At 69.6% G+C, this 23,859-nt stretch carries 26 protein-coding genes; 16 read left to right on the top strand and 10 right to left on the bottom strand.

The genetic code is table 11. The features are described 5' to 3' along the window. Nucleotides 1–12: 12 nt before the first annotated feature. From RR1_RS14470 to RR1_RS14445, 6 genes are all read left to right on the top strand, one after another. Nucleotides 13–1,041 carry a Dyp-type peroxidase gene (locus tag RR1_RS14470; RefSeq protein ID WP_010839419.1) on the top strand — a complete coding sequence of 343 codons (1,029 nt, stop codon included), beginning with the start codon at nucleotides 13–15 and terminating at the stop codon, nucleotides 1,039–1,041. 126 nt (nucleotides 1,042–1,167) lie between these two features. Then, nucleotides 1,168–1,929 carry a MerR family transcriptional regulator gene (locus RR1_RS14465; RefSeq protein WP_010839418.1) on the top strand — a complete coding sequence of 254 codons (762 nt, stop codon included), beginning with the start codon at nucleotides 1,168–1,170 and terminating at the stop codon, nucleotides 1,927–1,929. A gap of 176 nt (nucleotides 1,930–2,105) precedes the next feature. Continuing rightward, entirely contained in the window at nucleotides 2,106–3,428 is a 1,323-nt protein-coding gene (locus RR1_RS14460; RefSeq protein WP_072713644.1) for an HNH endonuclease signature motif containing protein, read from the top strand. Between the two features lie 179 nt (nucleotides 3,429–3,607). Continuing rightward, complete coding sequence (locus RR1_RS14455) at nucleotides 3,608–4,864, top strand: NAD(P)/FAD-dependent oxidoreductase (RefSeq protein ID WP_010837551.1); 1,257 nt, start codon at nucleotides 3,608–3,610, stop codon at nucleotides 4,862–4,864. Between the two features lie 48 nt (nucleotides 4,865–4,912). Next, nucleotides 4,913–5,233 (top strand): ArsR/SmtB family transcription factor, encoded by a 321-nt coding sequence (locus RR1_RS14450; protein WP_010837552.1) that lies wholly within the window; start codon nucleotides 4,913–4,915, stop codon nucleotides 5,231–5,233. After that, complete coding sequence (locus RR1_RS14445; protein WP_197737004.1) at nucleotides 5,233–5,622, top strand: VOC family protein; 390 nt, start codon at nucleotides 5,233–5,235, stop codon at nucleotides 5,620–5,622. The genes RR1_RS14450 and RR1_RS14445 overlap by 1 nt, the downstream gene beginning before the upstream one ends. Nucleotides 5,623–5,626: 4 nt before the next feature. Here the strand turns inward: RR1_RS14445 and RR1_RS14440 are convergent, their stop codons facing one another. Then, entirely contained in the window at nucleotides 5,627–6,916 is a 1,290-nt protein-coding gene (locus tag RR1_RS14440) for an adenylosuccinate synthase (RefSeq protein WP_010837554.1), read from the bottom strand. 217 nt (nucleotides 6,917–7,133) lie between these two features. Between RR1_RS14440 and RR1_RS14435 the strand changes: the two genes are divergently transcribed. Continuing rightward, nucleotides 7,134–7,799, top strand: a complete 666-nt coding sequence (locus tag RR1_RS14435; RefSeq protein WP_040772565.1) for a hypothetical protein — start codon at nucleotides 7,134–7,136, stop codon at nucleotides 7,797–7,799. Between the two features lie 428 nt (nucleotides 7,800–8,227). Here the strand turns inward: RR1_RS14435 and RR1_RS14425 are convergent, their stop codons facing one another. Continuing rightward, a complete protein-coding gene (locus RR1_RS14425; protein ID WP_010837557.1) occupies nucleotides 8,228–8,923 on the bottom strand; it encodes a GntR family transcriptional regulator in 696 nt (231 codons plus the stop codon). 126 nt (nucleotides 8,924–9,049) lie between these two features. Between RR1_RS14425 and RR1_RS14420 the strand changes: the two genes are divergently transcribed. Genes RR1_RS14420 through RR1_RS14400 form a run of 5 tightly spaced genes read left to right on the top strand, consistent with a single transcriptional unit; the run spans nucleotide 9,050 to nucleotide 13,442 of the window. Beyond that, complete coding sequence (locus RR1_RS14420; RefSeq protein WP_010837558.1) at nucleotides 9,050–10,309, top strand: NRAMP family divalent metal transporter; 1,260 nt, start codon at nucleotides 9,050–9,052, stop codon at nucleotides 10,307–10,309. Nucleotides 10,310–10,359: 50 nt separating this feature from the next. Continuing rightward, nucleotides 10,360–11,127, top strand: a complete 768-nt coding sequence (locus RR1_RS14415; protein ID WP_040772575.1) for a LamB/YcsF family protein — start codon at nucleotides 10,360–10,362, stop codon at nucleotides 11,125–11,127. Nucleotides 11,128–11,137: 10 nt separating this feature from the next. After that, on the top strand, nucleotides 11,138–11,746 hold the full coding sequence (locus tag RR1_RS14410; RefSeq protein ID WP_010837560.1) for a 5-oxoprolinase subunit B family protein: 609 nt from the start codon (nucleotides 11,138–11,140) through the stop codon (nucleotides 11,744–11,746). After that, nucleotides 11,743–12,624 (top strand): 5-oxoprolinase subunit C family protein, encoded by an 882-nt coding sequence (locus RR1_RS14405; protein ID WP_010837561.1) that lies wholly within the window; start codon nucleotides 11,743–11,745, stop codon nucleotides 12,622–12,624. Before RR1_RS14410 ends, RR1_RS14405 begins: the two co-directional genes overlap by 4 nt. Then, nucleotides 12,621–13,442, top strand: coding sequence for a putative hydro-lyase (locus RR1_RS14400; RefSeq protein WP_051111103.1), 822 nt, complete (start codon nucleotides 12,621–12,623; stop codon nucleotides 13,440–13,442). Before RR1_RS14405 ends, RR1_RS14400 begins: the two co-directional genes overlap by 4 nt. Here the strand turns inward: RR1_RS14400 and RR1_RS14395 are convergent. Beyond that, on the bottom strand, nucleotides 13,405–14,415 hold the full coding sequence (locus tag RR1_RS14395; RefSeq protein WP_010837563.1) for a helix-turn-helix transcriptional regulator: 1,011 nt from the start codon (nucleotides 14,413–14,415) through the stop codon (nucleotides 13,405–13,407). The genes RR1_RS14400 and RR1_RS14395 overlap by 38 nt on opposite strands. Nucleotides 14,416–14,477: 62 nt before the next feature. On the opposite strand from RR1_RS14395, the gene RR1_RS14390 reads away from it, so the two are divergent. Further along, entirely contained in the window at nucleotides 14,478–14,942 is a 465-nt protein-coding gene (locus tag RR1_RS14390; RefSeq protein ID WP_010837564.1) for a pyridoxamine 5'-phosphate oxidase family protein, read from the top strand. Between the two features lie 27 nt (nucleotides 14,943–14,969). Here RR1_RS14390 and RR1_RS14385 read toward each other — a convergent pair whose 3' ends face one another. The 3 genes from RR1_RS14385 to RR1_RS14375 form a co-directional block, all read right to left on the bottom strand. After that, a complete protein-coding gene (locus RR1_RS14385) occupies nucleotides 14,970–15,896 on the bottom strand; it encodes a cation diffusion facilitator family transporter (RefSeq protein ID WP_010837565.1) in 927 nt (308 codons plus the stop codon). 73 nt (nucleotides 15,897–15,969) lie between these two features. Next, entirely contained in the window at nucleotides 15,970–17,037 is a 1,068-nt protein-coding gene (locus RR1_RS14380) for an FUSC family protein (RefSeq protein WP_040772580.1), read from the bottom strand. Nucleotides 17,038–17,138: 101 nt separating this feature from the next. Continuing rightward, nucleotides 17,139–17,555: a DUF3151 domain-containing protein gene (locus RR1_RS14375; RefSeq protein WP_040772582.1), complete on the bottom strand. Its 417-nt coding sequence runs from the start codon at nucleotides 17,553–17,555 to the stop codon at nucleotides 17,139–17,141. Nucleotides 17,556–17,669: 114 nt separating this feature from the next. Between RR1_RS14375 and RR1_RS14370 the strand changes: the two genes are divergently transcribed. Further along, the gene (locus RR1_RS14370) at nucleotides 17,670–18,452 is read left to right on the top strand and encodes an Rv0361 family membrane protein (RefSeq protein ID WP_010837568.1); all 783 of its coding nucleotides are present in this window, start codon (nucleotides 17,670–17,672) and stop codon (nucleotides 18,450–18,452) included. A gap of 69 nt (nucleotides 18,453–18,521) precedes the next feature. Here the strand turns inward: RR1_RS14370 and fbaA are convergent, their stop codons facing one another. Then, a complete protein-coding gene (gene fbaA, locus RR1_RS14365) occupies nucleotides 18,522–19,556 on the bottom strand; it encodes a class II fructose-bisphosphate aldolase (protein WP_010837569.1) in 1,035 nt (344 codons plus the stop codon). A gap of 258 nt (nucleotides 19,557–19,814) precedes the next feature. Here fbaA and RR1_RS14360 point away from each other — a divergent pair, with 258 nt between their 5' ends. Together RR1_RS14360 and RR1_RS14355 are read left to right on the top strand one after the other, a co-directional pair. Then, on the top strand, nucleotides 19,815–20,531 hold the full coding sequence (locus RR1_RS14360) for a VTT domain-containing protein (RefSeq protein WP_051111102.1): 717 nt from the start codon (nucleotides 19,815–19,817) through the stop codon (nucleotides 20,529–20,531). Next, nucleotides 20,528–21,226 carry a DedA family protein gene (locus RR1_RS14355; protein ID WP_010837571.1) on the top strand — a complete coding sequence of 233 codons (699 nt, stop codon included), beginning with the start codon at nucleotides 20,528–20,530 and terminating at the stop codon, nucleotides 21,224–21,226. The genes RR1_RS14360 and RR1_RS14355 overlap by 4 nt, the downstream gene beginning before the upstream one ends. 13 nt (nucleotides 21,227–21,239) lie before the next feature. On the opposite strand, the gene RR1_RS14350 is transcribed toward RR1_RS14355, so the two are convergent. From RR1_RS14350 to RR1_RS14340, 3 genes are all read right to left on the bottom strand, one after another. Continuing rightward, nucleotides 21,240–22,361 (bottom strand): glycoside hydrolase family 76 protein, encoded by a 1,122-nt coding sequence (locus RR1_RS14350; RefSeq protein WP_010837572.1) that lies wholly within the window; start codon nucleotides 22,359–22,361, stop codon nucleotides 21,240–21,242. A 114-nt stretch (nucleotides 22,362–22,475) separates the two neighbouring features. Continuing rightward, nucleotides 22,476–23,129: a TrmH family RNA methyltransferase gene (locus RR1_RS14345; RefSeq protein ID WP_010837573.1), complete on the bottom strand. Its 654-nt coding sequence runs from the start codon at nucleotides 23,127–23,129 to the stop codon at nucleotides 22,476–22,478. Beyond that, nucleotides 23,126–23,842 carry a lysoplasmalogenase gene (locus RR1_RS14340; protein WP_010837574.1) on the bottom strand — a complete coding sequence of 239 codons (717 nt, stop codon included), beginning with the start codon at nucleotides 23,840–23,842 and terminating at the stop codon, nucleotides 23,126–23,128. Before RR1_RS14340 ends, RR1_RS14345 begins: the two co-directional genes overlap by 4 nt. Nucleotides 23,843–23,859 lie beyond the last annotated feature (17 nt).

Raw genomic sequence — 23,859 nt, 5'->3', positions numbered from 1 at the left:
CGAGGATCACGCATGACGTCACCGTCCGCACAGTCGCCCCAGAAGGTCACCGATCCGCTCGGTGCCGCAGCACTGTTCCTCGTGATCGAGGCCGGACCGTCGGACTCCGACACCGCGACGGTGCTCGACCTCCTCGGCGACATCGACGAACTGGTGAAGAACGTCGGATTCCGCGAACTCGAGGCGTCGCTCTCGTGCGTCGTCGGGATCGGTTCGGACTTCTGGGACCGGCTGACGATGCCCACGAAACCCGCAGGGCTGCATCCCTTCGTCCCGCTCACCGGCGCCGTGCACTCGGCACCGGCCACGCCCGGTGACATCCTCCTGCACATCAAGGCCCGTCGCGCCGACCTGTGCTTCGAACTCGGGCGTCAGATCATGGACGCGCTCGGCGACGCGGTGACCGTCGTCGACGAGGTGCACGGCTTCCGCTACTTCGATTCACGGGACCTGCTGGGGTTCGTCGACGGCACCGCGAATCCCGTCGGCGGCGAGGCCGTCGAGGCGGCCCTCATCGGCGACGAGGAACCCGAATTCCGCGGTGGCAGTTACGTCGTCGTCCAGAAGTACCTGCACGACATGACGGCGTGGAACGCGCTGACCGTCGAGGAGCAGCAGGAGGCCATCGGCAGGACGAAGGTAGAGAACGTCGAACTGGGCGACGACGTCAAGCCGTCGAACTCGCACGTCGCCCTCACCACGATCGTCGACGAGAACGGCGTGGAGCAGGACATCCTGCGCGACAACATGCCGTTCGGTTCGCTCGGCGACGACGAGTACGGCACGTACTTCATCGGCTATGCGAAGGACGTCTCGGTCACGGAAACGATGCTGCAGCACATGTTCCTGGGCGAGCCGGAAGGCAACCACGACCGCATCCTCGACTTCTCCACCGCGGTGACGGGAACGCTGTTCTTCGTGCCGTCGCTCCCGGTTCTGGCGCAGCTCGCCGATGCGGCCGTCGCGACCACCGAGGACGACCAGCCCGCCGACACAGCCGGTTCCGGAGACGGATCGCTCGGGATCGGTAGTGGTCGCTAGGTTTTCGGAACGCGAGGCCGGCGGATACCGGCGGGCACGTAGCGAAAGTCTTGACCTTCTCGTCGCGTGAACTTCTACCGTCGTCCGTACGGCCGGAGAGACCGGCCGCGGTGATGGGAGAACGTCATGGCCTGGACGATCGCAGACGTTGCCCGGATGTCGGGCGTGACGTCCCGAACTCTGCGGCACTACGACGAGATCGGCTTGCTCACCCCGGCCCGGGTGGGTAGCAACGGGTACCGCTACTACGAGGAGGAAGAACTGCTGCGGTTGCAGCAGATCCTCGTACTGCGTGAACTGCGGCTCGGGTTGTCCGAGATCGCCGACGTTCTCGCGAAGCACACCGACGAGGTGGAGGCGCTGCGGGCGCACCACCGGCGCCTGGTGGACGAGCGGGACCGGCTCGCCACCCTGGTGACCACGGTCGCTCGCACCATCGCCGAACTGGAGAACCGGAAGGACGGCAGCGACATGACGAACCTCGACGAGCCCGAGAACCTGTTCGAGGGATTCGACACGACACGGTACGACGCGGACGCTCGACAGAAATGGCCGCAGGAGTGGGAGGACTCGAAGCGATTCAGCGACAGCCTCGCGCCGGAAGACCACGAGCGAATGCAGCGCGAGACGAGCGCACAGATGTTTCGGATGGCCGAACTGATGGAGGCGGACACGCCGGTCGACGATCCGGCTGTTCAGGCCGAGATCGACGTGCACTATCGGGGCATCTGCAAGTTCTGGACACCGACCGCAGCCGCCTACAAGCACCTTGGAGAGACCCTCGCCTCGGATGCGCAGTGGAAGGCGACCTACGACCGGGTGCGACCGGGACTCGCCGACTATCACCGGGACGCGATGGCCGCATACGCCGACGCGCAACTGGACTGATCCGTCGAACGGCCGTGCCGGGAGGCTGCAGACTCCCGGCACGGGTGCCCTCGATCGGCGCGCTGCACGCCGCGGCTGCAACGGCGTGACGGCGGACTTTGTCCACAGCTCTGCGGTTATCCCCAGCTGCGGAAATGGGTCTTGTATCGAACGGGTGTGCGATATAGGTTTGTCGCATGGGGTCGGGGGATTCACACACAGCACACGGGGCACCGTGGCAGCTCGGTGACGGCGAGTTGCGGGAGCGGGCGCTCTCGTTGTCGCGTCAGATCGAGGCGTTGCAGGCGCAGCGGATCTCTGTGATGGGTGAGGTGGTCGAGCGCGGTATCTCCGGTGAGGACGGGTATCGGGATGCGGGGTCGTGGCTGGCGGCGCGGACGATGCTCGAGGTTCATGAGGCGCGGCGGGTCGTCAATCTCGCGGTGAGCCTGCGGTCGCAGCCCGAGATCGCTGCTGCTGTTGCCGAACAACGGGTCTCGCCGACACACGCCCAGATGATCTGCGACTTCTTCGAGACGCCGCCGTCGCTGCTGGCAGCGCTGGCCGAGGCCGACCCCGAGGAGCATTCGAAGGTGGTCGAGTTCTGCCGTGACGCTCTGCTGGCGGCGGCGGTTCCCGGGCCGGGGACGACGACGGCGTCGGTGCGGCGAGCCAAGGAGCGGCTCGAGATCCGCCTGGACGCCGAATCGGACGGCCCGCCGACGCGCGAACGCGACAACCTCAACCACCTATCGGTGTCGCACACGCTGCACGGGCGGGTGGTGGTGCACGGAAACTTCGATGCCCTCTCGGGTGAAGTCCTGATGACGGCGTTGTCGAAGCTGTCGGCGCCGCAGCCTGCCGAGGACGGCACACCGGATCGGCGGTCACCGCGCAAACGCCGCGCGGATGCGTTGGTCGAGGTGTGCCGCCGGTTCCTCGATTCCGGCGTTGCCGGGATGGAAGCGGGTGAGAAGCCGCACGTGACGGTGCTGATCCATCAGCGCGATCTGCAGGGGCAGCCGGCCGGTCCGGCGGAGAAGACGCACCGGTCGATCACGGCGCTGCTCGATGGCATCGGTCTGCCGTGGACCCCGTGGGGCGCCACGCTCACACCGGAGACGGCGCGTGCGGTGGCGTGTGATGCGCAGGTCACGCCGATCGTGATCGACGACAACGGTGTTCCGCTGAGCATGGGCCGCACCACGCGGCTCGTCACCCCGGCACAGCGCCGAGCACTCACCGTCCGGGACCGCGGATGCGCGTTCCCGAACTGCACGGTCCCGTCGTCGTGGTGCGAAGCTCACCACATTACGCATTGGGCGGACGGCGGGCCGACGGATCTCGACAACATGGTGCTGCTCTGCGGCAGCCACCATCGCCATGTCCATCACAGCGACTGGACGATCACCTCGACACCGAGGGGCAGGCCGACCTTCACACCACCGGGCGTCGAACCGCCCGGCAGCGGACCACCGGGTGCAGACCGGCGTCACTCCGCCGGGACCGTCGTCGCCTGACGAGCGGTCCGAGGAGCGATCTCGCACGCCTGTCGCCTTGACGTGGGCCGCTCGGCACGATGAAATGTTTCCTCATAGATTACATCGTCTTCCATTGGGAAACTAGCGGAGCTCGAACACAGGCAGAGTTCCGACACAGAACGCCGCCGATGCCACGTGCGAGCGAAACGAGGACCGCCATGACGAGCACGCCCGACCACGCGAACTCCCACCGGACCGTGAACTCCGACCGCACCGTGAACTCGGACCGCAGCACGGCGCGAATCGCCGTGATCGGTGGCGGACTCGAAGGACTCGCCACCGCCTGGGCACTCGCAGAGCGCGGCGAGACCGACGTGCTCGTGCTCGAGCGCGCCACGGTGTGTTCGGGCATGACGGCGAAGTCCAGTGGCATCGTGCGCTGCCACTACGGCGTGCCCACTCTCGCCGCGATGGCCCACTACGGCACGCAGATCTTCGATGCGGCGCAGGACGTCCTCGGCACCGACATCGGCTTCCACCGCACGGGATACGTCGTCGGGGTCGGCGACGAGAACGTCACCGCACTCGACACCAATCTGGCGATGCACCGCGACCTCGGTATCGACGCGACCCGGATCAACGAGGATTCGGTCCACGAGTTGTGGCCGGGCCTCGACACGGCGACGTTCGCCGCCTTCGCACACGAGCCGAACGGCGGCCACGGCGACGCATACCTCACGGGCACGGCGTTCGCCGCAGCGGCACGCAGGGCCGGCATCCGCATCCGGCAGAACACGCTCGTCACAGCCCTCACCACCGCCGCGGACGGCACCGTCACCGGAGTCCGCTGCACAGGAGGTGACGAAATATCCTGCGACACTGTCGTTCTCGCGAACGGTGTGTGGTCACCGCACCTTGCCGAGCAGGTCGGCGTTGCACTTCCCATCCGTGCGCAGCGGGAGGCGATCCTGCTCGTCGACCGCGGCGAACCGACCCGGGACGTCCCGGTGTTCTCCGATCTCGTCAATCTGCAGTACCTGCGCGGCGAACCGAACGGAGCGCTGCTCGTCGGCAACAGCGACCACAGCACACCCGAATTCGCCGACCCCGACGGCTATCTCGACCGCGCGACGGACAACGTCGTCACCTACGGCATCGAGCGACTCATGGCACTGCTCCCCGATATGCCCGATCCGCGTCTCGCGTCGTCGTATGCGGGGTGTTACGACGTCACGCCCGACTACAACCCGATCATCGGTCCCTCACCCGTGCCCGGCCTGTTCCTTGCGGTGGGATTCAGCGGACACGGCTTCAAGATCTCGCCGGCGGTGGGGCGACTCGCCGCCGACCTTCTGCTGGACGGCGTCTCGAGCGACCCGGCCGTCGACGCGTCGGTCTTCCGGTATTCGCGTTTCGACGAGGGCCGCCCTCTCGTGAGCGACAATCCGTACGTCGGCGCGGGGGAGATGCGCTGACCACCCGATTCCTTGACAGGCAAGTAGCCGCTTGCCTATAAAGAAGAGGTGACCACGGACGCCGACCTGTTCAGGGCACTCGACGATCCCACCCGGCGGATCGTCCTCGACGAGCTGATCGACAGCGACGGACAGACCCTGTTCGAGCTGTGTGGACGGCTGGCGATGAAACACGGCTCGACGTCGTCGCGGCAGGCGATCTCCCAGCACCTCGCCGTACTCGAACGCGCGGGACTCGTGCGCACGTGCCGCGAAGGCCGCTACAAGTTCCACCACATCGACACCACGCCGCTACGTGCGATCGCCGAGCGGTGGCCCACCGACACAACCGGGGTCGAGGCCCCGGCCGACAGAGAGGATCGACCATGATCCGCATCGGAATCACCAGCGTCTTCGTCGACGACCAGGAAAAGGCGCTCGACTTCTACACCCGCACACTCGGTTTCGGAAAGAAGACCGACGTGCCCGCGGGCGGCGCACGGTGGCTGACCGTCGTCTCGCCCGCAGACCCTGACGGCGTCGAACTCCTCCTCGAACCGGATGTCCACCCGGCGGCGCGGCAGTTCAAGGACGCGCTCGTCGCCGACGGCATCCCCTTCACCCAGTTCGCGGTCGACGACGTCCACGCCGAGGTGGATCGGCTGAAGGCACTCGGCGTCGAGTTCACCCAGGACGCCGTCGACATGGGACCGGTCGTCACCGCCGTTCTCGACGACACGTGCGGCAACCTCATCCAGCTCGCCGCGATGAAGGACTGAGCGGTCAGGCCAGGATGTCGCGGCGCACGATCGTCTGATCGCGGCCGGGCCCGACACCGATGCACGAGATGTGCGCGCCCGAGAGCTCTTCGAGCCGCAGCACGTAGTCCTGCGCGTTCTTCGGCAGGTCCTCGAACGTGCGGGCGTCCGAGACGTCCTCCCACCAGCCCGGCATCTCTTCGTAGATCGGCTTCGCGTGGTGGATGTCGGTCTGCGTCATCGGCATCTCGTCGTAACGGACGCCGTTCACCTCGTAGGCGACACAGATCGGGATCGTGTCGAGGCTCGACAGCACGTCGAGCTTGGTGAGGAAGTAGTCGGTGATGCCGTTGACGCGCGTCGCGTACCGCGCGATGACGGCATCGAACCACCCCGTCCGGCGCGCGCGTCCCGTCGTCACACCGACCTCGCCGCCGGTCTTCGCGAGGTACTCGCCGGACTCGTCGAACAGCTCGGTCGGGAACGGGCCCGATCCGACGCGGGTGGTGTACGCCTTGAGGATTCCGAGGACCGTCCCGATCCCGGTCGGCCCGATCCCGGACCCGACGGCCGCGCCGCCCGCCGTCGGATTGGACGACGTCACATACGGATACGTGCCGTGGTCGACGTCGAGCATCGTGCCCTGCGAACCTTCGAGCAGCACCGTCTCGCCGCGTTCGAGCGCCTGGTTCAGCTGCAGTCGCGTGTCGGCGATGCGGTGCTTGAATCCCTCGGCCTGCGTGAGGACCTCCTCGACGACCTGCTCGGGGACGAGTGCCCGCCGGTTGTAGATCTTCGCGAGCACCTGGTTCTTGAATTCCAGTGCCGCTTCGACCTTCTGGGTCAGGATCTTCTCGTCGAGGACGTCGGCGGCGCGTACGCCGACACGGGCGATCTTGTCCTGGTAGCACGGGCCGATTCCGCGGCCCGTCGTCCCGATCTTGCGGGCGCCGAGGAAGCGCTCGGTCACCTTGTCGATGGCGACGTGGTACGGCATGATCAGGTGCGCGTCGGCCGACAGCAGCAGCCGTTCGGTGTCGACGCCACGGGCTTCGAGCCCCGCGAGTTCGGTGAGCAGGACACCCGGATCGACGACGACACCGTTGCCGATGACGTTCGTCACGCCCGGCGACAGAATGCCCGACGGGATGAGGTGCAGCGCGAACTTGTCGCCGTTGGGAAGCACCACGGTGTGACCCGCGTTGTTTCCACCCTGGTAGCGAACGACCCACTGCAAGCGCTCGCCCAGCAGGTCGGTGGCCTTGCCCTTGCCCTCGTCGCCCCACTGGGCGCCGATCAGGACGATTGCCGGCATGACGTGATCTCTCCTACTGTCGACGCGCAACTCGTATCGGCTGCGTGGCCGCGCCGTCGATGGGCAGTGGCCGGTAGGACATTCTAGCCGACCTGCGTGGAAGTCCCACCGGCGGACCGAGACGCAGGTCACGCGACGTCACCACGGCCACATTGCCCTCTCAGACGGCGTGGCTAGGATTGCGCGGGTGAATCGGAACGGAAAGAAGGTATCGACTGTGACACCGGTCGTCCTGGCGTGCGGCGACGCACCGTTGCCGTTGCCGCTCGCCTCGGTCTCGACGACCTCCGCACCCGCCGGCCCCGAGTCGGATCTGGTCGACGAGGCACTCTCGAAATTGCAGGTCGTGGAGGATCCCCGGCTGATCGTCGTCGGCGACGACGCCGACCTCGCCGCCGTCCTCACGCGCATGCTGCGCACCGATCGCCTGCACGTCGAACTCGCATACGTGACGGAACACCCGACCGCCGCGACGGCGGCCTATCGACTCGCGACCGGCGCCAAGGCCGCTCAGGACGCGCTCGGCGGCTCGGCCCACGCACTCCCTCTCATCCGTGACGACGCGGGCATCGCGCTCGTCGGCGAAGCGACCTACGTCGGCGAGCCGAACGCTCGCCTCGTCGGCGAGATGTACGTCGACGACGATCTGCTGTTCTCGGGCGAGACCACGAAGATCCGGGTGCATCCCACTCCGGAGATGCCGGGTCTTCGTGCGGCCACCGATCGATCGCGCCGCTGGCTGCCGCGCAAGTGGATTCCGGGCCGTGCGGCGCAACTGGGTTCGACCGCTGCCAATCTCGTTCGCGACGGCGTGCCGCATCCGCGGCCGCTGACGCGCTCGACGTTCTACCGCGATCAGCGCGAGTTCCTCCTCGTCCGCTGAACGGTCACCCGTGTTCTCGGCACTCGCCTGAAGACCTTCAGTCCCCGCAGGAAACGGATGTGCTCGATCGGTCGGCCACCGGCCGCGAGTTCGCGGATCTGCGGGGGTGGATCATGTCGAAGGGCTCCGACCGCTGCCACTCGGCTCGTGGTCCCGGCCGACTCCCGCACGAGAGTTCCGGGTACAGGATGGCGATCGAACCAGGATTCCGATGTCGTCTCCGTGACCGGGTCCAGGTGGACCGTGCGGATCCGCCGCACCGCCCGCCGTTCGGACTCCATGCCGGTGGGCGCGATCAGAGCGAGGAGGCCCAGCATCGCCGACAGTCCCCGCATCATCCAGGGAAACACCCTGAGGTTCAGCGAACTCCAGCCCTTCGGCCACATGATCCCTGCATCGGGTGGATCGCGGCGGCCGAGGCGTTCCGGTCAGGATGTGAAGGCCGACAGCAGATGTCGCTCTGCGGCGACGAGATACTCGTCGAGCAGCGGTGCCGCCGCAGCGGCGCCGTCGTCGCGAACCGACTCGGCGATCGCGCGATTCATCGCGACGTAGGGGCCGTGGAAGTCCTCGGCCGAGCCCGCGCAGGAGAACACGAGCCGCATCTCGGCGAGCAGCCTGCTCATCTCGGCGTCGAGCCGCGCGCTGCCGCCGAGCGCGACGACGGCGCGATGGAACCGCTGGTTCGCGGAGGCGACGGCGCGGCCGTCCCCCGCGGCGAGTGCCGCGGCACCTGCGTCGACGGCGGCGAGCAGCGAGCGGGCGGCGGCGGGGCCGTCCGGGCTCGTGGCGGCGCGCAGGCATCCCGGCTCGATGACGCGCCGTGCGCGATAGATGTCGCGAACGTCGGCGGCGGTGGGGGTGCGGACGAAGACGCCGCGGTTCGGGCGGCGCACGAGGACCCGCTCGGAGACGAGCGTCCCGAGGGCCTCGCGGAGCGTGTTCCGGGAGATTCCGAGTGCCTCGGCGATCGGTTCCTCGGGTAGCCGGTCACCGGGATGGAACGCGCCGTCGGTGATCCGTTCGCGCACGACCTCCGCAGCTCGCTCGGCCGACGAGGTCAGCACGACGCGGGGACGCGCCGAGTGCAAGGTCTGCAGCACCCCGTCGATCTCCGAAGTCACGTTCGTGAGTCTAGTGCCGCTCGGGATTGCAGGATTGTTGAACAATCCTTAGCATCTCCGCCATCGCTGTGAAACATGTCGCAGCGACTCTCGGGTGTCCGCATCCGAGTCTCGACAGGAGTCCCCATGCAGCCAGCCGACAGCCCCTCCGAGGGCACCGGCGCGACGTCGTCCGACGTCCCCGAGCACGCACGCGCCACGCGGTCGGGGTCCCGCGCAGCCCTCCTCGGCGCGATGTTCCTCATGGCCACCAGCGCCGTCGGCCCGGGATTCATCACCCAGACGACCGACTTCACGGTCAAACTCGGAGCGGCGTTCGCGTTCGCGATCGTCGTCTCGATCCTCATCGACTTCGCCGTCCAGATGAACGTGTGGCGCGTGATCGGCGTCGCCGGCATCCGCGCCCACGAACTCGGCAACAAGGTACTGCCCGGTATCGGCTGGGCGCTCGCCGCACTCGTCGTCGGCGGCGGCCTCGTGTTCAACATCGGCAACACGAGCGGCGCGGGCCTCGGCACGAACGCGATGTTCGGGCTCGATCCCAAGATCGGTGGCGCCCTTTCGGCGGCCATCGCCATCGCGATCTTCCTCAGCAAGCGCGCGGGCGTCGCTCTCGACCGCATCGTCGTCGTCCTCGGCGCGGGCATGATCGCGATGACGGCGTACACAGCGTTCGTCTCCAAGCCGCCCGTCGGTGACGCCCTGCGCAACGTCGTGCTGCCCGACACGATCGACTTCCTCGCGATCACCACCATCGTCGGCGGCACCGTCGGTGGCTACATCACGTACGCCGGCGCGCACCGCCTGCTCGACACCGGGATCACGGGGCCCGAGAACGTCGGCCGCATCACCCGCGGCTCGGTGTACGGGATCATCGTCACGGGCGTGATGCGCGCGCTGCTGTTCCTCGCGATCCTCGGGGTCACCGCGGGCGGCGTCGCCCTCGCTCAGGACAACCCCACCGCGTCCGCGTTCGAGCACGCTCTCGGCACCGCGGGCAGCGTCGTGTTCGGCGTCATCCTCTGGGCCGCGTCGATCACCTCCGTCATCGGTGCCGCCTACACGTCGGTGTCGTTCCTGACGACGTCGAAGACACCCCCGCGCACCCAGAACCTGCTCACGGTGGGCTTCATCGTCGTCAGCGCCGTCGCGTTCCTGTCGATCGGTGCCGCCCCCGTCACGCTGCTGATCTTCGCGGGAGCCTTCAACGGACTGATTCTGCCCATCGGATTCACCGTCGTACTGTGGGTTGCGTGGCGACGTCGCGACCTGCTGCACGGCTACGTGTATCCGATGTGGCTCAAGATTCTGGCGCTCGCGGTGTGGCTGCTGACGCTGTACCTCGGCTGGATGTCGCTCAGCGGCCTGTCCGATCTGTGGAGCTGAGCCGTGACGTCGAGATCGACAGTGACGTCGAGCGAGAAAGGACCGGGACAGTGACGAACCGCGACACGATCGATCTCAACAGCGATGTCGGTGAGTCGTTCGGCAGGTGGGAGCTCGGCGACGACGCCGCGATCCTCGATCTGGTGTCGAGCGCCAACATCGCGTGCGGCTTCCACGCCGGCGATCCCACGACCATCGGCCGCACGTGCGGCTGGGCCGCCGACCGCGGGGTGCGGATCGGCGCCCAGGTCGGCTACCGCGATCTCGCGGGCTTCGGCAGGCGCTTCGTCGACGCCTCGGTCCGTGAGCTCACCGACGACGTGCTCTATCAGATCGGCGGCCTGCAGGCACTCGCGTCGGCGACGGGCGGCAGGGTGACCTACGTCAAACCGCATGGCGCGCTGTACAACACCGTGGTCCATCACGACGATCACGCGCGGGCGGTGATCGACGCCGTCGTCGCCGTCGACCCGAATCTGCCGATCGTGGGACTGCCCGGGTCGACGCTGCTCGCGCTGGCCGAGCGCCGCGGGCTCCGCACGATTCGCGAGGCCTTCGCCGACCGCGCCTACACGCCCGAGGGCACCCTCGTGTCGAGGCGGGAACCCGGTGCGGTGCTGCACGATCCGGCCGTCGTCGCCGAGCGTGTCGTCCGCATGGTCACCGAGGGCGTCGTCGAGGCGGTCGACGGCAGCGACATCGCACTCGACATCGATTCGGTCTGCGTGCACGGCGACAGCCCCGACGCCGTGACACTCGCGCGGGCGGTCCGTGATCGGCTCGGCGAGAACGCGATCCGTGTCGCGTCGTTCACGTGAGAGGTCCCCGATGAAGATCCTTCCCTACGGCACCCGGGCACTCCTGCTCGAACTCGACGACATCGACGAGGTGCTCGCGTGGGTCGAGGCGATCGGCTCCGCCGGCGTCGACGTGGTCGACGTCGTTCCGGGAGCACGCACGCTGTATCTGTCGGTCGCCACCGAGGAACACGTCCCGGCGCTGCGTGACGCGCTCGACGGAATCGTCCCCGATCGCCGCGCCGCCACCGACGGCCCCGTCGTCGAGATCCCGACGGTGTACGACGGGCCCGACCTCACCGACGTCGCGGAGGCGACGGGACTGACCACCGACGAGATGGTCACGGCGCACACCGGACGTCCGTGGCGGGTCGCGTTCACCGGGTTCGCCCCCGGCTTCGGCTATCTCGTGGACGGTGACACCCGGCTCGAGGTTCCCCGTCGTGCGTCACCGCGCACGTCGGTGCCGCCCGGATCGGTCGGTCTCGCGGACGTGTTCAGCGGCGTCTACCCCACCAGCTCCCCCGGCGGCTGGCAGCTCATCGGCCGCACCGACGTCCGGCTCTTCGACGTGGCTGCGTCGCCGCCGGCCCTGCTCGTCCCCGGCATGCGCGTGCAGTTCGTGGCGGTGACGCCGTGACCGCCACGATCGAGATCCTCGCGACCGGGCCGCAGGCGCTCGTGCAGGACCGCGGGCGCCGGGGTCTCGCGTCGAGCGGTGTCGGCGGATCCGGTGCCGCGGACCGTCGTTCGCATGCGCTCGCGAACCGGCTCGTCGGCAACACCGAGGACGCCGCGACGATCGAGGTGCTGCTCGGCGGTCTCGCGTTCGAGGCACGCGGCGACCTCGAGATCGCCGTGACGGGCGCCGACGCCGACGTCGTCGTCGTACACGACCGTCGGTCGATCGTCATGGGACCGGCGACGCGCCATCGCGTCCCGGCCGGCGCCGTCGTGCGGCTGGGCGACTCGCGCACCGGGCTGCGCTGCTACGTCGCGATCCGGGGCGGCATCGACGTGCCGGCCGTGCTCGGCTCGCGGAGCACCGACACGCTCGCCGGGGTCGGACCCGCCCCGCTCGCGCCCGGTGACGTGATCGCGATCGGGACGGCGACCGAGCCCGCCCCCGGCGCCGACACCGCGCCCGTCGCCCCGATGCCCAGCGGCACCGTCACGCTGCGCGTCGTGCGCGGCCCGCGCGACGACTGGCTGGCCGACCCGAACGGGCTCGTCGAGACCACGTGGACCGTCTCCGATCGCACGAGCCGCGTCGGTGCGCGGCTCACCGCGGCGGACGGCCCCGGCGTGCGCCACGTCGACACCGAACGACAGCTCCCGAGCGAGGGTGTCGCGCTCGGCGCCGTCCAGATTCCGCCGGGCGGCGAACCCGTCGTCTTCCTCGCCGACCATCCCGTGACCGGCGGCTATCCCGTCGCGGGCGTCCTGGACGACCGCGATGTCGACATCGCCGCACAACTTCGACCCGGAACGACCGTCCGATTGGCATGGGCACGATGACCCCGACGACACCGACCCCGACGACACCGACCCCGACCGAGAACTCCCTGCTCACCCCGGCGCAGGCGCGCGCCCGATTCCGCGACGGGCTCGTGACCCCCACCGCGGGCTGGTCCGACGGATACGCCCAGGCGAATCTCGTCGCGGTGCCGCAGAAGTACGCATTCGATCTGCTGCTCTTCGCCCAGCGAAACCCCAAATCCTGCCCCGTGCTCGACGTCCTCGAGCCGGGCGAGCTCGCCGGTCCACTGCTGCCGGGCGGCGACATCCGCACCGACCTCCCCGCCTACCGGGTGTACGTCGACGGCGAGCAGATCGCGGAGGTCCCCGACGCCACCGACTACTGGCGCAGCGACCTCGTCGCGTTCCTCGTCGGCTGCAGCTTCAGCTTCGAAGCTGCTCTGCTCGAGGCCGGAGTTCCCGTGCGGCACATCGACGAAGGGCGCAACGTCCCGATGTACCGGACGAACCTTCCGTGCCGTCCCGCGGGACGCCTCCACGGCCCGACCGTCGTCTCGATGCGCCCGATCCCCGCGAGCCTCGTCGCCGACGCGGTGCGCGTGACGTCGCGCTATCCGGGGGTGCACGGCGCGCCGCTGCACGTCGGCGATCCGGCGGCGATCGGCATCGACGACCTCGCGCGGCCCGATTACGGCGAGGCCGTCACGATCCGTCCCGGCGAGATCCCCGTGTTCTGGGCCTGCGGGGTGACGCCGCAGGCCGCGGTCACCGCGTCGAAGCCGCCGTTCGCGATCGGCCACGCCCCCGGCCACATGCTCGTCACCGATCTGCGCAACTCGACGCTGACGGTTCCGTGAGCGGCGGCGAGTTCAGTTCGGCGGCAGCGACGGCGTAGGCGCCGACCGCCTCGCGCAACGACCTCGGCGCCAGCACCTCGACGTGGCCGGGTAGTTGCGCGAGTTGCCAGGCCGCGACGTCCTCCGCCTCGAGCCGCAACTCGGCCGTCGTCCACTCGGCCGTCCACTCGGGAGTCGACGGACCCGTCGCGCCCGTCGCACCGGGAACCGCGCTCGCGGCTTCGGTGCCGACGACGTCGGCGAGGCGGCGCACTCCGGTCGGTGAGAGCCGCACCGTGCACGTGTACCGCAGCAGAGCCCGATCGAATCGGACGGTCGCGTCCCTCCACCATGCCGCGAGGTCGAAGTCGTCGGGCCGCGTCGCGGGTTCGTCCGTCTCCGTGACGGACACGATCCGCGACACGCGGTACGACAGCACGCGACCGCCCGACGCCGCGACGAGATACCACGTCCCGGCCTTCGTCACGAGGCCGAGTGGATCGACGACGCGAGCCTCGCGCGTGCGATACCGCATCCGGACTCGCCGTCCGCCGAGCACCGCCGACACGAGCGGCCGCAGCGCGGGCACCGCGTCGTCGCGATGGAACCAGCCCGGCACGTCGACGTGGATCCGCGCACCGATTCCCGCGGCGTTCTCGCGGACGGTGATGGGAAGGACCCCCAGCAACTTGCGTCCTGCACTCTCGGCATCGAGCCCGAGTTCGCGCGCGAGCCCGGGGACGCCGAGCAGCATCAGCGCTGTCGTCTCGTCGGACGTGAGCCCCGACAGCCCCGAGTGCCAGCCGTCGAGCACGCGGACACCGCCGCCGTGCCCGCTCTCCGTGACGATCGGAACTCCCGCCGCCGAGAGAGCGGCGACGTCGCGATACACCGTGCGCACCGAGACGCCGAACTCGTCGGCGAGCCGCGACGCCGTCACCCGGCGCGCGCCTTCGAGCCGCAGCATGAGCCGCAGGAGCCGTTCGGACGACACGACGTGACCATAACTCGCTTCACTGACGGAATCTGTCAGGTGATGCGCGGGACGATCGACACATGACGACATGGAGAGAGTTCGAGACCGAGGCGAGCGACCTCGCGGCCGCCGTTCGCGCGCGACTGGACGCGCACCGTCACCACGTCATCGCGACGCTGCGGCGCGACGGCTCGCCGCGGGTGAGCGGAACGGAGGTCGCGATCGTCGGCGACGTGCTCACGCTGGGGTCGATGCCGGGCGCCCGCAAGGCGGACGACCTGCGCCGCGATCCCCGGTACTCGCTGCACACCAATCCCGGCCACCACACGATGGACGGCGGCGACGTCAAGCTCTCCGGCAGGGCGCGCGAGGTGCACAGCGACGAGAAGACGACGGTGACGGACACGTGGCCGGAGGGCATCGACGAGGGCGACGCGTTCGTGCTCGATCTCGACGAGGTCGTCCACGTCACGGTCGACGGCGGGTCGCTGCACGTCGACCGGTGGAGTCCCGGCAACGGCGTCCGGCGCACGACGAGGACCTAGCGGTCGCCGACCGATCCGCGCGGGTCGTCACCAGGTGATGTCGCGTTCGCACGTGCGGCCACGCTCGGTCGACTCGACCTGCACCGTCGCGTGCGAGAGCCCGTGCCCGTCCAGCACGCGCTGTGCACGATCGAGCACACCGCCGACGTCCGGTTCGGTGACGATGTGGACCGTCGCGACGTCCATCCCCGTCGTGAGCGTCCACACGTGGAGGTCGTGGACGCCGCACACGCCCGGGAGCGCCGCGAGGTCGGCTTCGACGGCGGGGACGTCCACGTGCGCGGGCGACGCCTGGGTGAGGATGCGCAGCGCCGACGCGGCCAGCAGTACCGCGCGCGGCAGCACCCACAGCGAGATGAGGACGGCGACGACGATGTCGGCCCAGCGCCAGTCGAACAGCAGCATCGACGCACCCGCGACGAGCACACCGACGCTGCCGACGGCGTCGGCGAGCACTTCGAGGTAGGCGCCGCGCACGGCGAGCGAGCCGCCGGCATCACGGCGCAGCATCGCGACGACGACGAGATTCGCGGTGAGGCCCGCAGCGGCGGTGAGGACGAGGGCGACGCCGGGGATCTCGGGCGGGTCACCTCGCCGCGAGATCGCTTCGATCAGGATGAACGTGGCGATGCCCAGGAGCAGCGCGGCGTTGACGATCGCGGTGAGGACCTCGGCGCGATGCCACCCGAAGGTCCGCGCGGCGTTGGTGCTGCCCCGGCGCGCGAGGGTGAGGGCGATCAGGCCCATCGACAGGCCCGCGACGTCGGTGAGCATGTGGCCGGCGTCGGCGAGGAGCGCGAGCGAATCGATCGCGAGCGCGACGACGACTTCGAGGACGAGGAACGACGCGATGATCCCGAGGGCGATCGACATCCTGACGATGCGGCTGCGGGTCACCTCGTCGCGGTCGGTCGGCGCGTGCCCGCCCACGCCGTGTCCGTGTCCGTGTCCCATGCTCGTGTCGCCTCTCCTCGCTCGCGCGCCGATCATATGCACAATCGTGCATATGATCAATGGGCTCGTCGCGTCAGAGGTCGGGCGGATACGCCGGGTGTTCGACCGTCGGCGGCAGCGTCGCCATCGCCGACACCCGCTTGAGCCCCGCGACCTGCAGCAGATCCACGAGCAGGCTGCGCAACTGGGCGAAGACGACCGTCGCCGACAGCCCCGCGCCGTCGAGAATCGACGGATCCATCCCGGCCGCGACTGTGCGCAGAACGCGCGCGGCCTCCGCCTGATCGGGCTGCTCGCCGGGATCGGCGAGCACCATCCGCCGCAGCACGTCGAGCGCGTGCGAGGTCTTCTCGATCTGATCGACGAGCCGCTGATCGAGGATCTCGTCGTCACGCACCAACGTGAGCGAGCGGCGCGCGAGCACCCGGATGTTGCGGAGTGCGTTGTCGAGCGGATCGACCGCCGCTTCGAGGCGTGCGAGCCGGCGCCGCGTGTTCCAGTAGAGCGGCGAGATCCGGCTGATCTCGCGTCCGCCCGTCACGTGCTCGCGCAGCTTGTCGATCTCGGGTTGTGTCGCGCGCGCCTTCTTCAGGGCGTCGACGATCGGCTTCTCCCGGTTCTCGAGCAAGCCGTCCGCGACCCCCTGCAACACCGCGCCCGCCGTGCCGAGCACGGCCCCGGCATTGTTGCGCGCCCTGCCGACGGGATGCGACGGGATCGCCGCGACCACGAGGATCCCGACGAGTCCGCCGACGAGCGCGTCGACCATCCGGTCGAGCCCCGCGGGCCCGCCGGGCGGGATGAGCGTCGCGACCAGCACAGCCGAGGTCCCCGCTTGGAGCGAGATGATCGGGCCGCTGTCGAGGAGAACCGCCGCCGACATCGCGAGGAGGACGACGAGCCCGATCTGCCACGTCCCGCGGCCGATTCCCGCGATGAGCAGATCACCGATCCCCACCCCGATCGACACGCCCGCGACGAGTTCGACGGACCGCCGCAGCCGCGACCCCAGCGACAGCCCGAGCGAGACGATCGCCGCGATCGGCGCGAAGAACGGAGTCGTGTGACCGACGAGCGCCGTCGCCACCCACCACGCGAGCGCCGCGGCGAGACCGCACTGGACGATCGGCAGCGCCGAGATGCGCAGCCGGTGAGCCGAACGGCGCGCGGCGGTGCGCCCGCGCCGTCCGACTCGGCCCGTCGCGGACGCGACGGCATCCTTTGCGGCCGCCACGCGCGTCGTCAGTCGAGACCGAGTTCGTGTGCCGCCTTGGGGTCGCTGTCCTCGAGCAGGTCCAGGCAGCGGGCGTACTCGTCGTTCTCACCGATCGCCTTCGCAGCGCGAGCGAGGACGGCGACGCTGCGCAGGAAGCCGCGATTGCCCTCGTGGCTGTAGGGGACGGGACCGAACCCCTTCCAGCCGTTGCGACGCAGCTGGTCGAGGCCGCGGTGGTAGCCGGTGCGCCCGTACGCGTAGGCCGCGATCACCTGCCCGTCGTCGAGCGCCGCCTCACCGAGATGCGCCCACGCGATCGACGCGGTGGGGTGGGCGGCCGCCACCGTCGCGGGGTCCTCGTGGTTCAGCAGTTCTGCTTCGGCGTCCTCGTCGCCGGGGAGAAGAGTGGGCTGCGGGCCGAGAAGGTCACCGAAAGAAGTCATGGTGCTCATTGTGCACCCGTTACCGTGACTCCACGGCGGGTCGTCGCCGTACCCGGCGCGGGCGCTGACCTAGGCTTGCGCGCGAGGCACAGTTCGAGAGAAGAGGTCCTTGCCGTGAACGATCCCGGTCCCGAGCCGAAGAGCGCCGCGCCGAAGGACAGTGAGCCGAAGGACGGCGCGGACGACGCGACGACGAAGGCTCCGGCGACGGACGGCACGACGAGCGCGGGCTCGGCAGCCGCGAGCGAGGCCGAGACCGTCGCGATCGACACCCGGGCGCGGAATACGGGGGTTCGGGACACGGGAGTGCAGGACGCGCCCACCGTCGCGATGCAGGCGACGCCACCACCGCCCAGGCCGGTCACGGCAGAGCCCGTCACCGCCGAGCGGGCGATGCCGCAGCGCGTGCCTGCGACCGGCGCGACTCCGCCCCCACCGCCCTCGGGTGCTCCGGCGACCGCGCAGGGCGGCTCACCTCGTCGCGGCAGGCGGTGGGGGATCTTCGCCGGCGTCGTCGTCCTCGTGGCGGCGCTCGTCGCGGTGGTGTGGTTCGTCAACGACTATCGGACGACGAACTCCCCCGAGGCGAGGGTGCAGTCGACGATCGACACGTACGTCGCGGCGCTCGGCACCGGCGATCTCGCGACGTTGCGTGAGGTCACGTGCGGGCCGCTGGGCGAGTACTACGCAGGGATCGACGAGCAGGAGTTCGCGGCGGTGCACCGCGCGGCCGTCGACCAGCAGACGCTGCCCGACGTCGGCCCGGTGGACGCGATGCGCATCGAGGACGGCACCGCGATCGCGCAGGTGCCCGCCCACACCGCGGCGAATCCGGACGAGCACACGTGGCGAACCTTCGACCTCCGCCTCGACGGCGAGACCTGGAAGGTCTGCTAGGCGCTTCGCGCTCGTGCGTGACTTTCCGGCACAGGGACCGGAAAGTCACGCACGAGCGGCTCCGCCGCCCTACTTCGAGACGGAGCGCCCCGCCGACTTGAGGTCGTCGCAGGCCTCGATGACACGCTCGGTCATCGCCGCTTCGGCCTTCTTCAGGTAGCTGCGCGGGTCGTAGACCTTCTTGTTGCCCACCTCGCCGTCGACCTTGAGGACGCCGTCGTAGTTGCTGAACATGTGGGCCGCGATCGGGCGCGTGAACGCGTACTGCGTGTCGGTGTCGACGTTCATCTTCACGACGCCGAACTTCAGCGAATCGTCGATCTCGCTCTTGAGCGAGCCCGAGCCGCCGTGGAAGACGAAGTCGAACGGCTTCGAGCCCGCGTCGAGACCGAGCTTCTCGGTCGCGACCTTCTGGCCCATCTCGAGCACCTCGGGACGCAGCTTGACGTTGCCCGGCTTGTAGACGCCGTGCACGTTGCCGAACGTCGCGGCGAGCAGGTACTTGCCGTTCTCGCCGGTGCCGAGCGCGTCGACGGTCTTCTCGAAGTCCTCGGCCGACGTGTACAGCTTGTCGTTGATCTCGGCCTCGACGCCGTCCTCCTCGCCGCCCACGACGCCGATCTCGACCTCGAGGATGATGTTCGCGGCCTTCGCCCGCGCGAGCAGGTCCTTCGCGATCTCGAGGTTCTCGTCGATCGGCACGGCCGAGCCGTCCCACATGTGCGACTGGAACAGCGGATTGCGGCCGGCCTTCACGCGCTCCTGCGAGATCTCGAGCAGCGGCCGGACGAAGCCGTCGAGCTTGTCCTTGGGGCAGTGATCGGTGTGCAGCGCGATCGTGACGTCGTACTTGTCGGCGATGACGTGCGCGAACTCGGCGAGCGCGACGGCACCGGTGACCATGTCCTTGACGCCGAGACCGGAGCCGAACTCGGCACCACCGGTCGAGAACTGGATGATGCCGTCGCTACCCGCGTCGGCGAAGCCCTTGATGGCGGCGTTGATGGTTTCCGACGAGGTGCAGTTGATGGCCGGGAAGGCGAACGAGTGCGCCTTCGCCCGCTCGAGCATCTCGGCGTAGACCTCGGGAGTCGCAATTGGCACGGCGGCAGTCCTCCATTGCTCTTCTCGGTTGCGTGCGGTGTCTCCGCACGTCCACTTGCAGTATGTCAAGCCCCGCCCGGCTCGGCCGACCCCCGTCTCCCCGTCCGGGACGGGCGAGGCACTCGGGTCCAGTCTGCTCCGGCCGTCGCGGCGTCCGGGCGGGTTCGGGTGGGCACGTCACGAGGGTTCGGGCGAGGCGTGCCGCGAGGCCCCGGAGTCACAGCGATCTCGGGCGCTTCCCGGCGTACGCTGTCGTCCGTGACTGTGCATGCCGCCGGCGAGGCCGTGACGAATCTGGCTCTGCTGCCAGGCTTTCTCGATCCGGTCAATCTTCTCAATTCGTTCGGAAGCTGGATTCTCGGCGGCCTGCTGCTCGTGGTCTTCATCGAGTCGGGGCTGCTGTTCCCACTCCTGCCCGGCGACTCGCTGTTGTTCACCTCGGGCCTGCTGTCGGCGCAGCCCGACGCCTTCGCTCCGCTGTGGCTGCTGCTGATCCTCACGCCGCTCGCCGCGATCCTGGGCGATCAGGCCGGCTACCTCATCGGCAACCGGGGCGGCGCCGCGCTGTTCCGCAACGACGACGCCCGTTTCTTCAAGAAGAGGTACATCGTGCAGGCGCACGACTTCTTCGAGAAATACGGCCCCGTGACGATCATCCTGGCCCGGTTCGTCCCGATCGTCCGGACGTTCGCACCGCTCGTCGCCGGCGCCTCGCGCATGCGGTATCCGGTGTTCCTCGCGTTCAACATCATCGGCGGCATCGCGTGGGGCGCGGGCGTGACGCTGCTCGGCTACTTTCTCGGCAACGTCGCGTTCATCCGTGAGCACGTCGATCTGATCTTCGTCCTCATCGTCCTGCTGTCCGTCGTTCCGATCGTCTTCGAGCTCGGCAAGCGCGCGCTCGCGAACCGGCGCAGCGATCTCGCGACCCCGAACGCCGCTCCCGTCGACTCCGAAGCGGATCGGACGCCGTGACCTCGGTCGCGCTCGACGCGGTCCACGCCGCCGGCTCGTTCGGTCCGCTCCGAACCGCCGGGCCGGTGCTCGTGTGGATCATCGTCGTGACCTTCGTTTTCCTCGAGTGCGCCGTCGTCCTCGGCCTGTTCCTTCCAGGTGACTCGATGCTGCTGACCGCGGGAATCGTGCTCGCGAGTCACTCGTCGGGAAGTGCCCACGTGTGGGCGCTGTCGCTCGGCGCGATGATCGCGGCGATCATCGGCAATCAGGTCGGCTACGCGATCGGGGCCCGCGCCGGTCACCGTGTCGTCGTGCGGCGCGGCGGCCGCTATCTCAACGAGAAGAACCTGCTCGCGGTGCAGTCACTTCTCGAACGGCACGGCTTCTGGTCCGTGCTGGTCGCCCGCTGGATTCCGTGGGTGCGGACGCTGTGCCCGCTCGTCGCGGGCGCCGCGGGGATGAATCGCACGAAGTACGTCGTCGCGAGCAGCCTCGGTGCGATCGCGTGGGCTCCGGTGCTGTTGCTCGTCGGGTTCTATGCGGGCGGCCTGCTCGAACGGGTGCCGTGGCTCGTCCCCGCCGTCGTGGGCGTGCTGCTCGTGGTCCTCGTGATCGGCACGATCGTCGGGGTGCGCCAGTACCGCGCCGAGATGGCCCGGCCGGCGAACGTCGTCGACATCGACGACGTGCCCGCGGACAGCACCGCCGCCTGAGGCCCTACCGCGCTCACTCGCCGTGCGCCACGACGCGCGCGGCGGCCTCCATCGCCATCCATCCGGAGAGCTGCACGGAGAGGTCGCGCTCCGGGACGGGCGACTCGTGCACGGCGCCCTCCACGGCGATCGAGTCGATCTCGCGAGGCACCCCGACGGTGGGGATCTGTGCCGGCAGCGACCAGTCGTGGCCGAACAGCGGCGATCCCGCGACCTCGATGCAGTTCTTCCAGGCCGCACCCGCGGACGCGACGACGAGGCGCTCGGCGCTGCGCCGTGTCCGCTCGTCCTCGAGGTCGTCGCCCGGCAGTTCCGTCGCGACGTCCGCGAGATAGCGCGCCAGGATGCCGTGGAAGAGCCCGCCGTCGCCGCCGCCACGGCCACGCAGTACGCCGTTCACCGCGGCGGCGCGGCGATCGATGGCGCGGACCAGCCGGTGCACTCGCTCGGTGTGGACGCCGCCCGATCCCGTGCTCTCGTACTGCCGCCGCGCCAGTTCGACCTCGAGTCCCAGCACGACACCCTGGACGTATGCGTAGACGGCGCGGTCGAGGCGTCCGTCGGCACGGATCCCGTCGGCAACGAGGTGAGTCTCGGGATCGACGAGCGTGTCGTCGATCCACTGCGCGATCCGCTCGGCGCGCTCGACACGCCCGAGCCGCGCGAGCAGGATCGCCGCGGGGCCGTTCGCGGGGACGTTGAAGAAATCCGATCCCGTGCGCCACGGAATCGGGTCGCCGGCGCCCAGGAGCCGCCGTTCGATCGCCGGCAGTGCGCGGCGACTGCCGAGCGATGCGACGCGGCCCGCGCGTTCGAGTGCGAGCCCGAGCCAGGCGATGTCGTCGTGATAGGAGTTCGTCCAGCCCGTCAGATTACGGACACGGTGCGCGCGGATGACCGCGTGGGCGCGGCGCCGGCGCACGTCGGTCGGTGCCCGGACGACGGCGTCGAGCATGCAGTCGAGCAGCTGCGCCTGCCACCAGTAGTGCCACACGACGAACATCGCCTCGCGCTGCGTCGCGGGCCAGGCGACGACGCCGAGCCGGGTGAGCGGCAGTCCCCAGAGCACCCGGACGTGCCGCTCGAGGATCGCGCGTTCGGCGGCGTCCGCGCGCTCGTCCCACGACGTGTTCACACCCCGATTGTCCCCGAGTTCGGCCGCCGCACGGGGTGATCGGCCGGGTTCACAGGCAGTGGGTCACCAGGCAGCGGGGTTCACCAGGCAACGGGGCTCACCAGGCAGCGGGGTTCACCAGGCACTGGCGAGGTCCGCGTGCTGCCGGATCCACGCGTGCATCGCGATCCCCGCCGCGACGCCCGCGTTGATGCTGCGTGTGGAGCCGAACTGCGCAATGGACACCGTCGTCACGGCGACGTCGCGCGCGGCGTCGCTCACTCCCGGTCCCTCCTGGCCGAAGAGCAGGATGCACTCGCGCGGCAGTTCGGCCGTCTCGAGCGGTACCGCGCCGGGCGTGTTGTCGACGGCGACGATCGCGAGCGAACGCTCACGGGCGTAGTCGAGCAGTGACGCGACGTCGGGGTGATGTTCGAGGTGCTGGTACCGGTCGGTGACCATCGCGCCGCGACGGTTCCAGCGGCGCCGCCCCACGATGTGCACGGCCTCGGCGGCGAACGCGTTCGCCGTCCGCACGACCGTCCCGATGTTGGCGTCGTGCGCGAAGTTCTCGATCGCGACGTGGAACGGATGACGGCGGGTGTCGATGTCGGCGACGATGGCGTCGCGCGTGAGGTAGCGGTACGCGTCGACGACATTGCGGCGATCGCCCTCCGCGAGCAGCACGGGGTCGTAGCGCGGATCGGTGGGCGGCTCGGTGCCGTACTCGTCGCGCCACGGCCCCACACCGTGCAGGCTCTCGCCCCATTCGGTCGGGCCGAGCGTCATCTCCTACCCCGTGAGTTCGTGCCCGCCGTGTTCATGCCGTCCACCAGAAGTGCCTGCGCGGTGGCGTAGGTCGCGAGGATCGCGCCTTCGGCAAACGCACGCGCACGACGGCCACGCACGAACAGCCGCCGGACGACGATGAGCCCGTCCGAGACGGTGAACGACGCGGCGCCCGCAGCGAGCCGCGAACGCGGATCGCTGCCGGGGACGACGACGCCGGCGACCGCCCGGGCACCGGGCGCGAGCGCGGGATCGCTCGCGAGCGTCGTGGACGTGCCCAATGCGAGGCCGTACGCAGAGAGCGGTGCCGCGACGGGCCGCGAACCCGAGCGGAGGGCGAGAGCCGCCGCGGCCCATCCGGCGACGCGCGGCAGTGCAGCGGGGGCCGTCGGGCGCGCGTCACGCCGAAGCAACAGGGCCGAGTAGCACGCCTGCATGACGCCGAACGCGGACGCACCGCGCACGATCGACCGGTCGTCGTCGGGACGAATCATGTGGACGTCACCGACGGTCGCGGCGGCGAGGCCCGCCACGAGCAGGGCACGGTCGACGCGGTCCGCGCCGGGTCGGCGCAGCACACCGACGGCGAGCGCAGGCGCGATGAGCGGCTTGGCGACGCGCTGCACGTCCTCGGATTCGACGATCGCACCGGCGACGGTCGCGGCCGTCGCGGCGTAGAAGACCACACGATCGGCGGTGAGGGTGCGGGCCATGGTTCTCCTTCGTCGCC

It is taken from the genome of Rhodococcus rhodnii NBRC 100604 (assembly GCF_001894925.1).
GTDB lineage: Bacteria > Actinomycetota > Actinomycetes > Mycobacteriales > Mycobacteriaceae > Rhodococcus_F > Rhodococcus_F rhodnii.
The sequence above is the reverse complement of the archived record's forward strand: the minus strand, read 5'-3'. Positions and strand labels throughout refer to the sequence as shown.

Coding starts and splice junctions, on each gene's coding strand:
- RR1_RS14470 (WP_010839419.1), top strand. CDS start 13: ATGACGTCACCGTCCGCACAGTCGCCCCAGAAGGTCACCGATCCGCTC.
- RR1_RS14465 (WP_010839418.1), top strand. CDS start 1,168: ATGGCCTGGACGATCGCAGACGTTGCCCGGATGTCGGGCGTGACGTCC.
- RR1_RS14460 (WP_072713644.1), top strand. CDS start 2,106: ATGGGGTCGGGGGATTCACACACAGCACACGGGGCACCGTGGCAGCTC.
- RR1_RS14455 (WP_010837551.1), top strand. CDS start 3,608: ATGACGAGCACGCCCGACCACGCGAACTCCCACCGGACCGTGAACTCC.
- RR1_RS14440 (WP_010837554.1), bottom strand. CDS start 6,916: ATGCCGGCAATCGTCCTGATCGGCGCCCAGTGGGGCGACGAGGGCAAG.
- RR1_RS14420 (WP_010837558.1), top strand. CDS start 9,050: ATGCAGCCAGCCGACAGCCCCTCCGAGGGCACCGGCGCGACGTCGTCC.
- RR1_RS14410 (WP_010837560.1), top strand. CDS start 11,138: ATGAAGATCCTTCCCTACGGCACCCGGGCACTCCTGCTCGAACTCGAC.
- RR1_RS14400 (WP_051111103.1), top strand. CDS start 12,621: ATGACCCCGACGACACCGACCCCGACGACACCGACCCCGACCGAGAAC.
- RR1_RS14390 (WP_010837564.1), top strand. CDS start 14,478: ATGACGACATGGAGAGAGTTCGAGACCGAGGCGAGCGACCTCGCGGCC.
- RR1_RS14385 (WP_010837565.1), bottom strand. CDS start 15,896: ATGGGACACGGACACGGACACGGCGTGGGCGGGCACGCGCCGACCGAC.
- RR1_RS14375 (WP_040772582.1), bottom strand. CDS start 17,555: ATGACTTCTTTCGGTGACCTTCTCGGCCCGCAGCCCACTCTTCTCCCC.
- RR1_RS14345 (WP_010837573.1), bottom strand. CDS start 23,129: ATGACGCTCGGCCCGACCGAATGGGGCGAGAGCCTGCACGGTGTGGGG.
- RR1_RS14340 (WP_010837574.1), bottom strand. CDS start 23,842: ATGGCCCGCACCCTCACCGCCGATCGTGTGGTCTTCTACGCCGCGACG.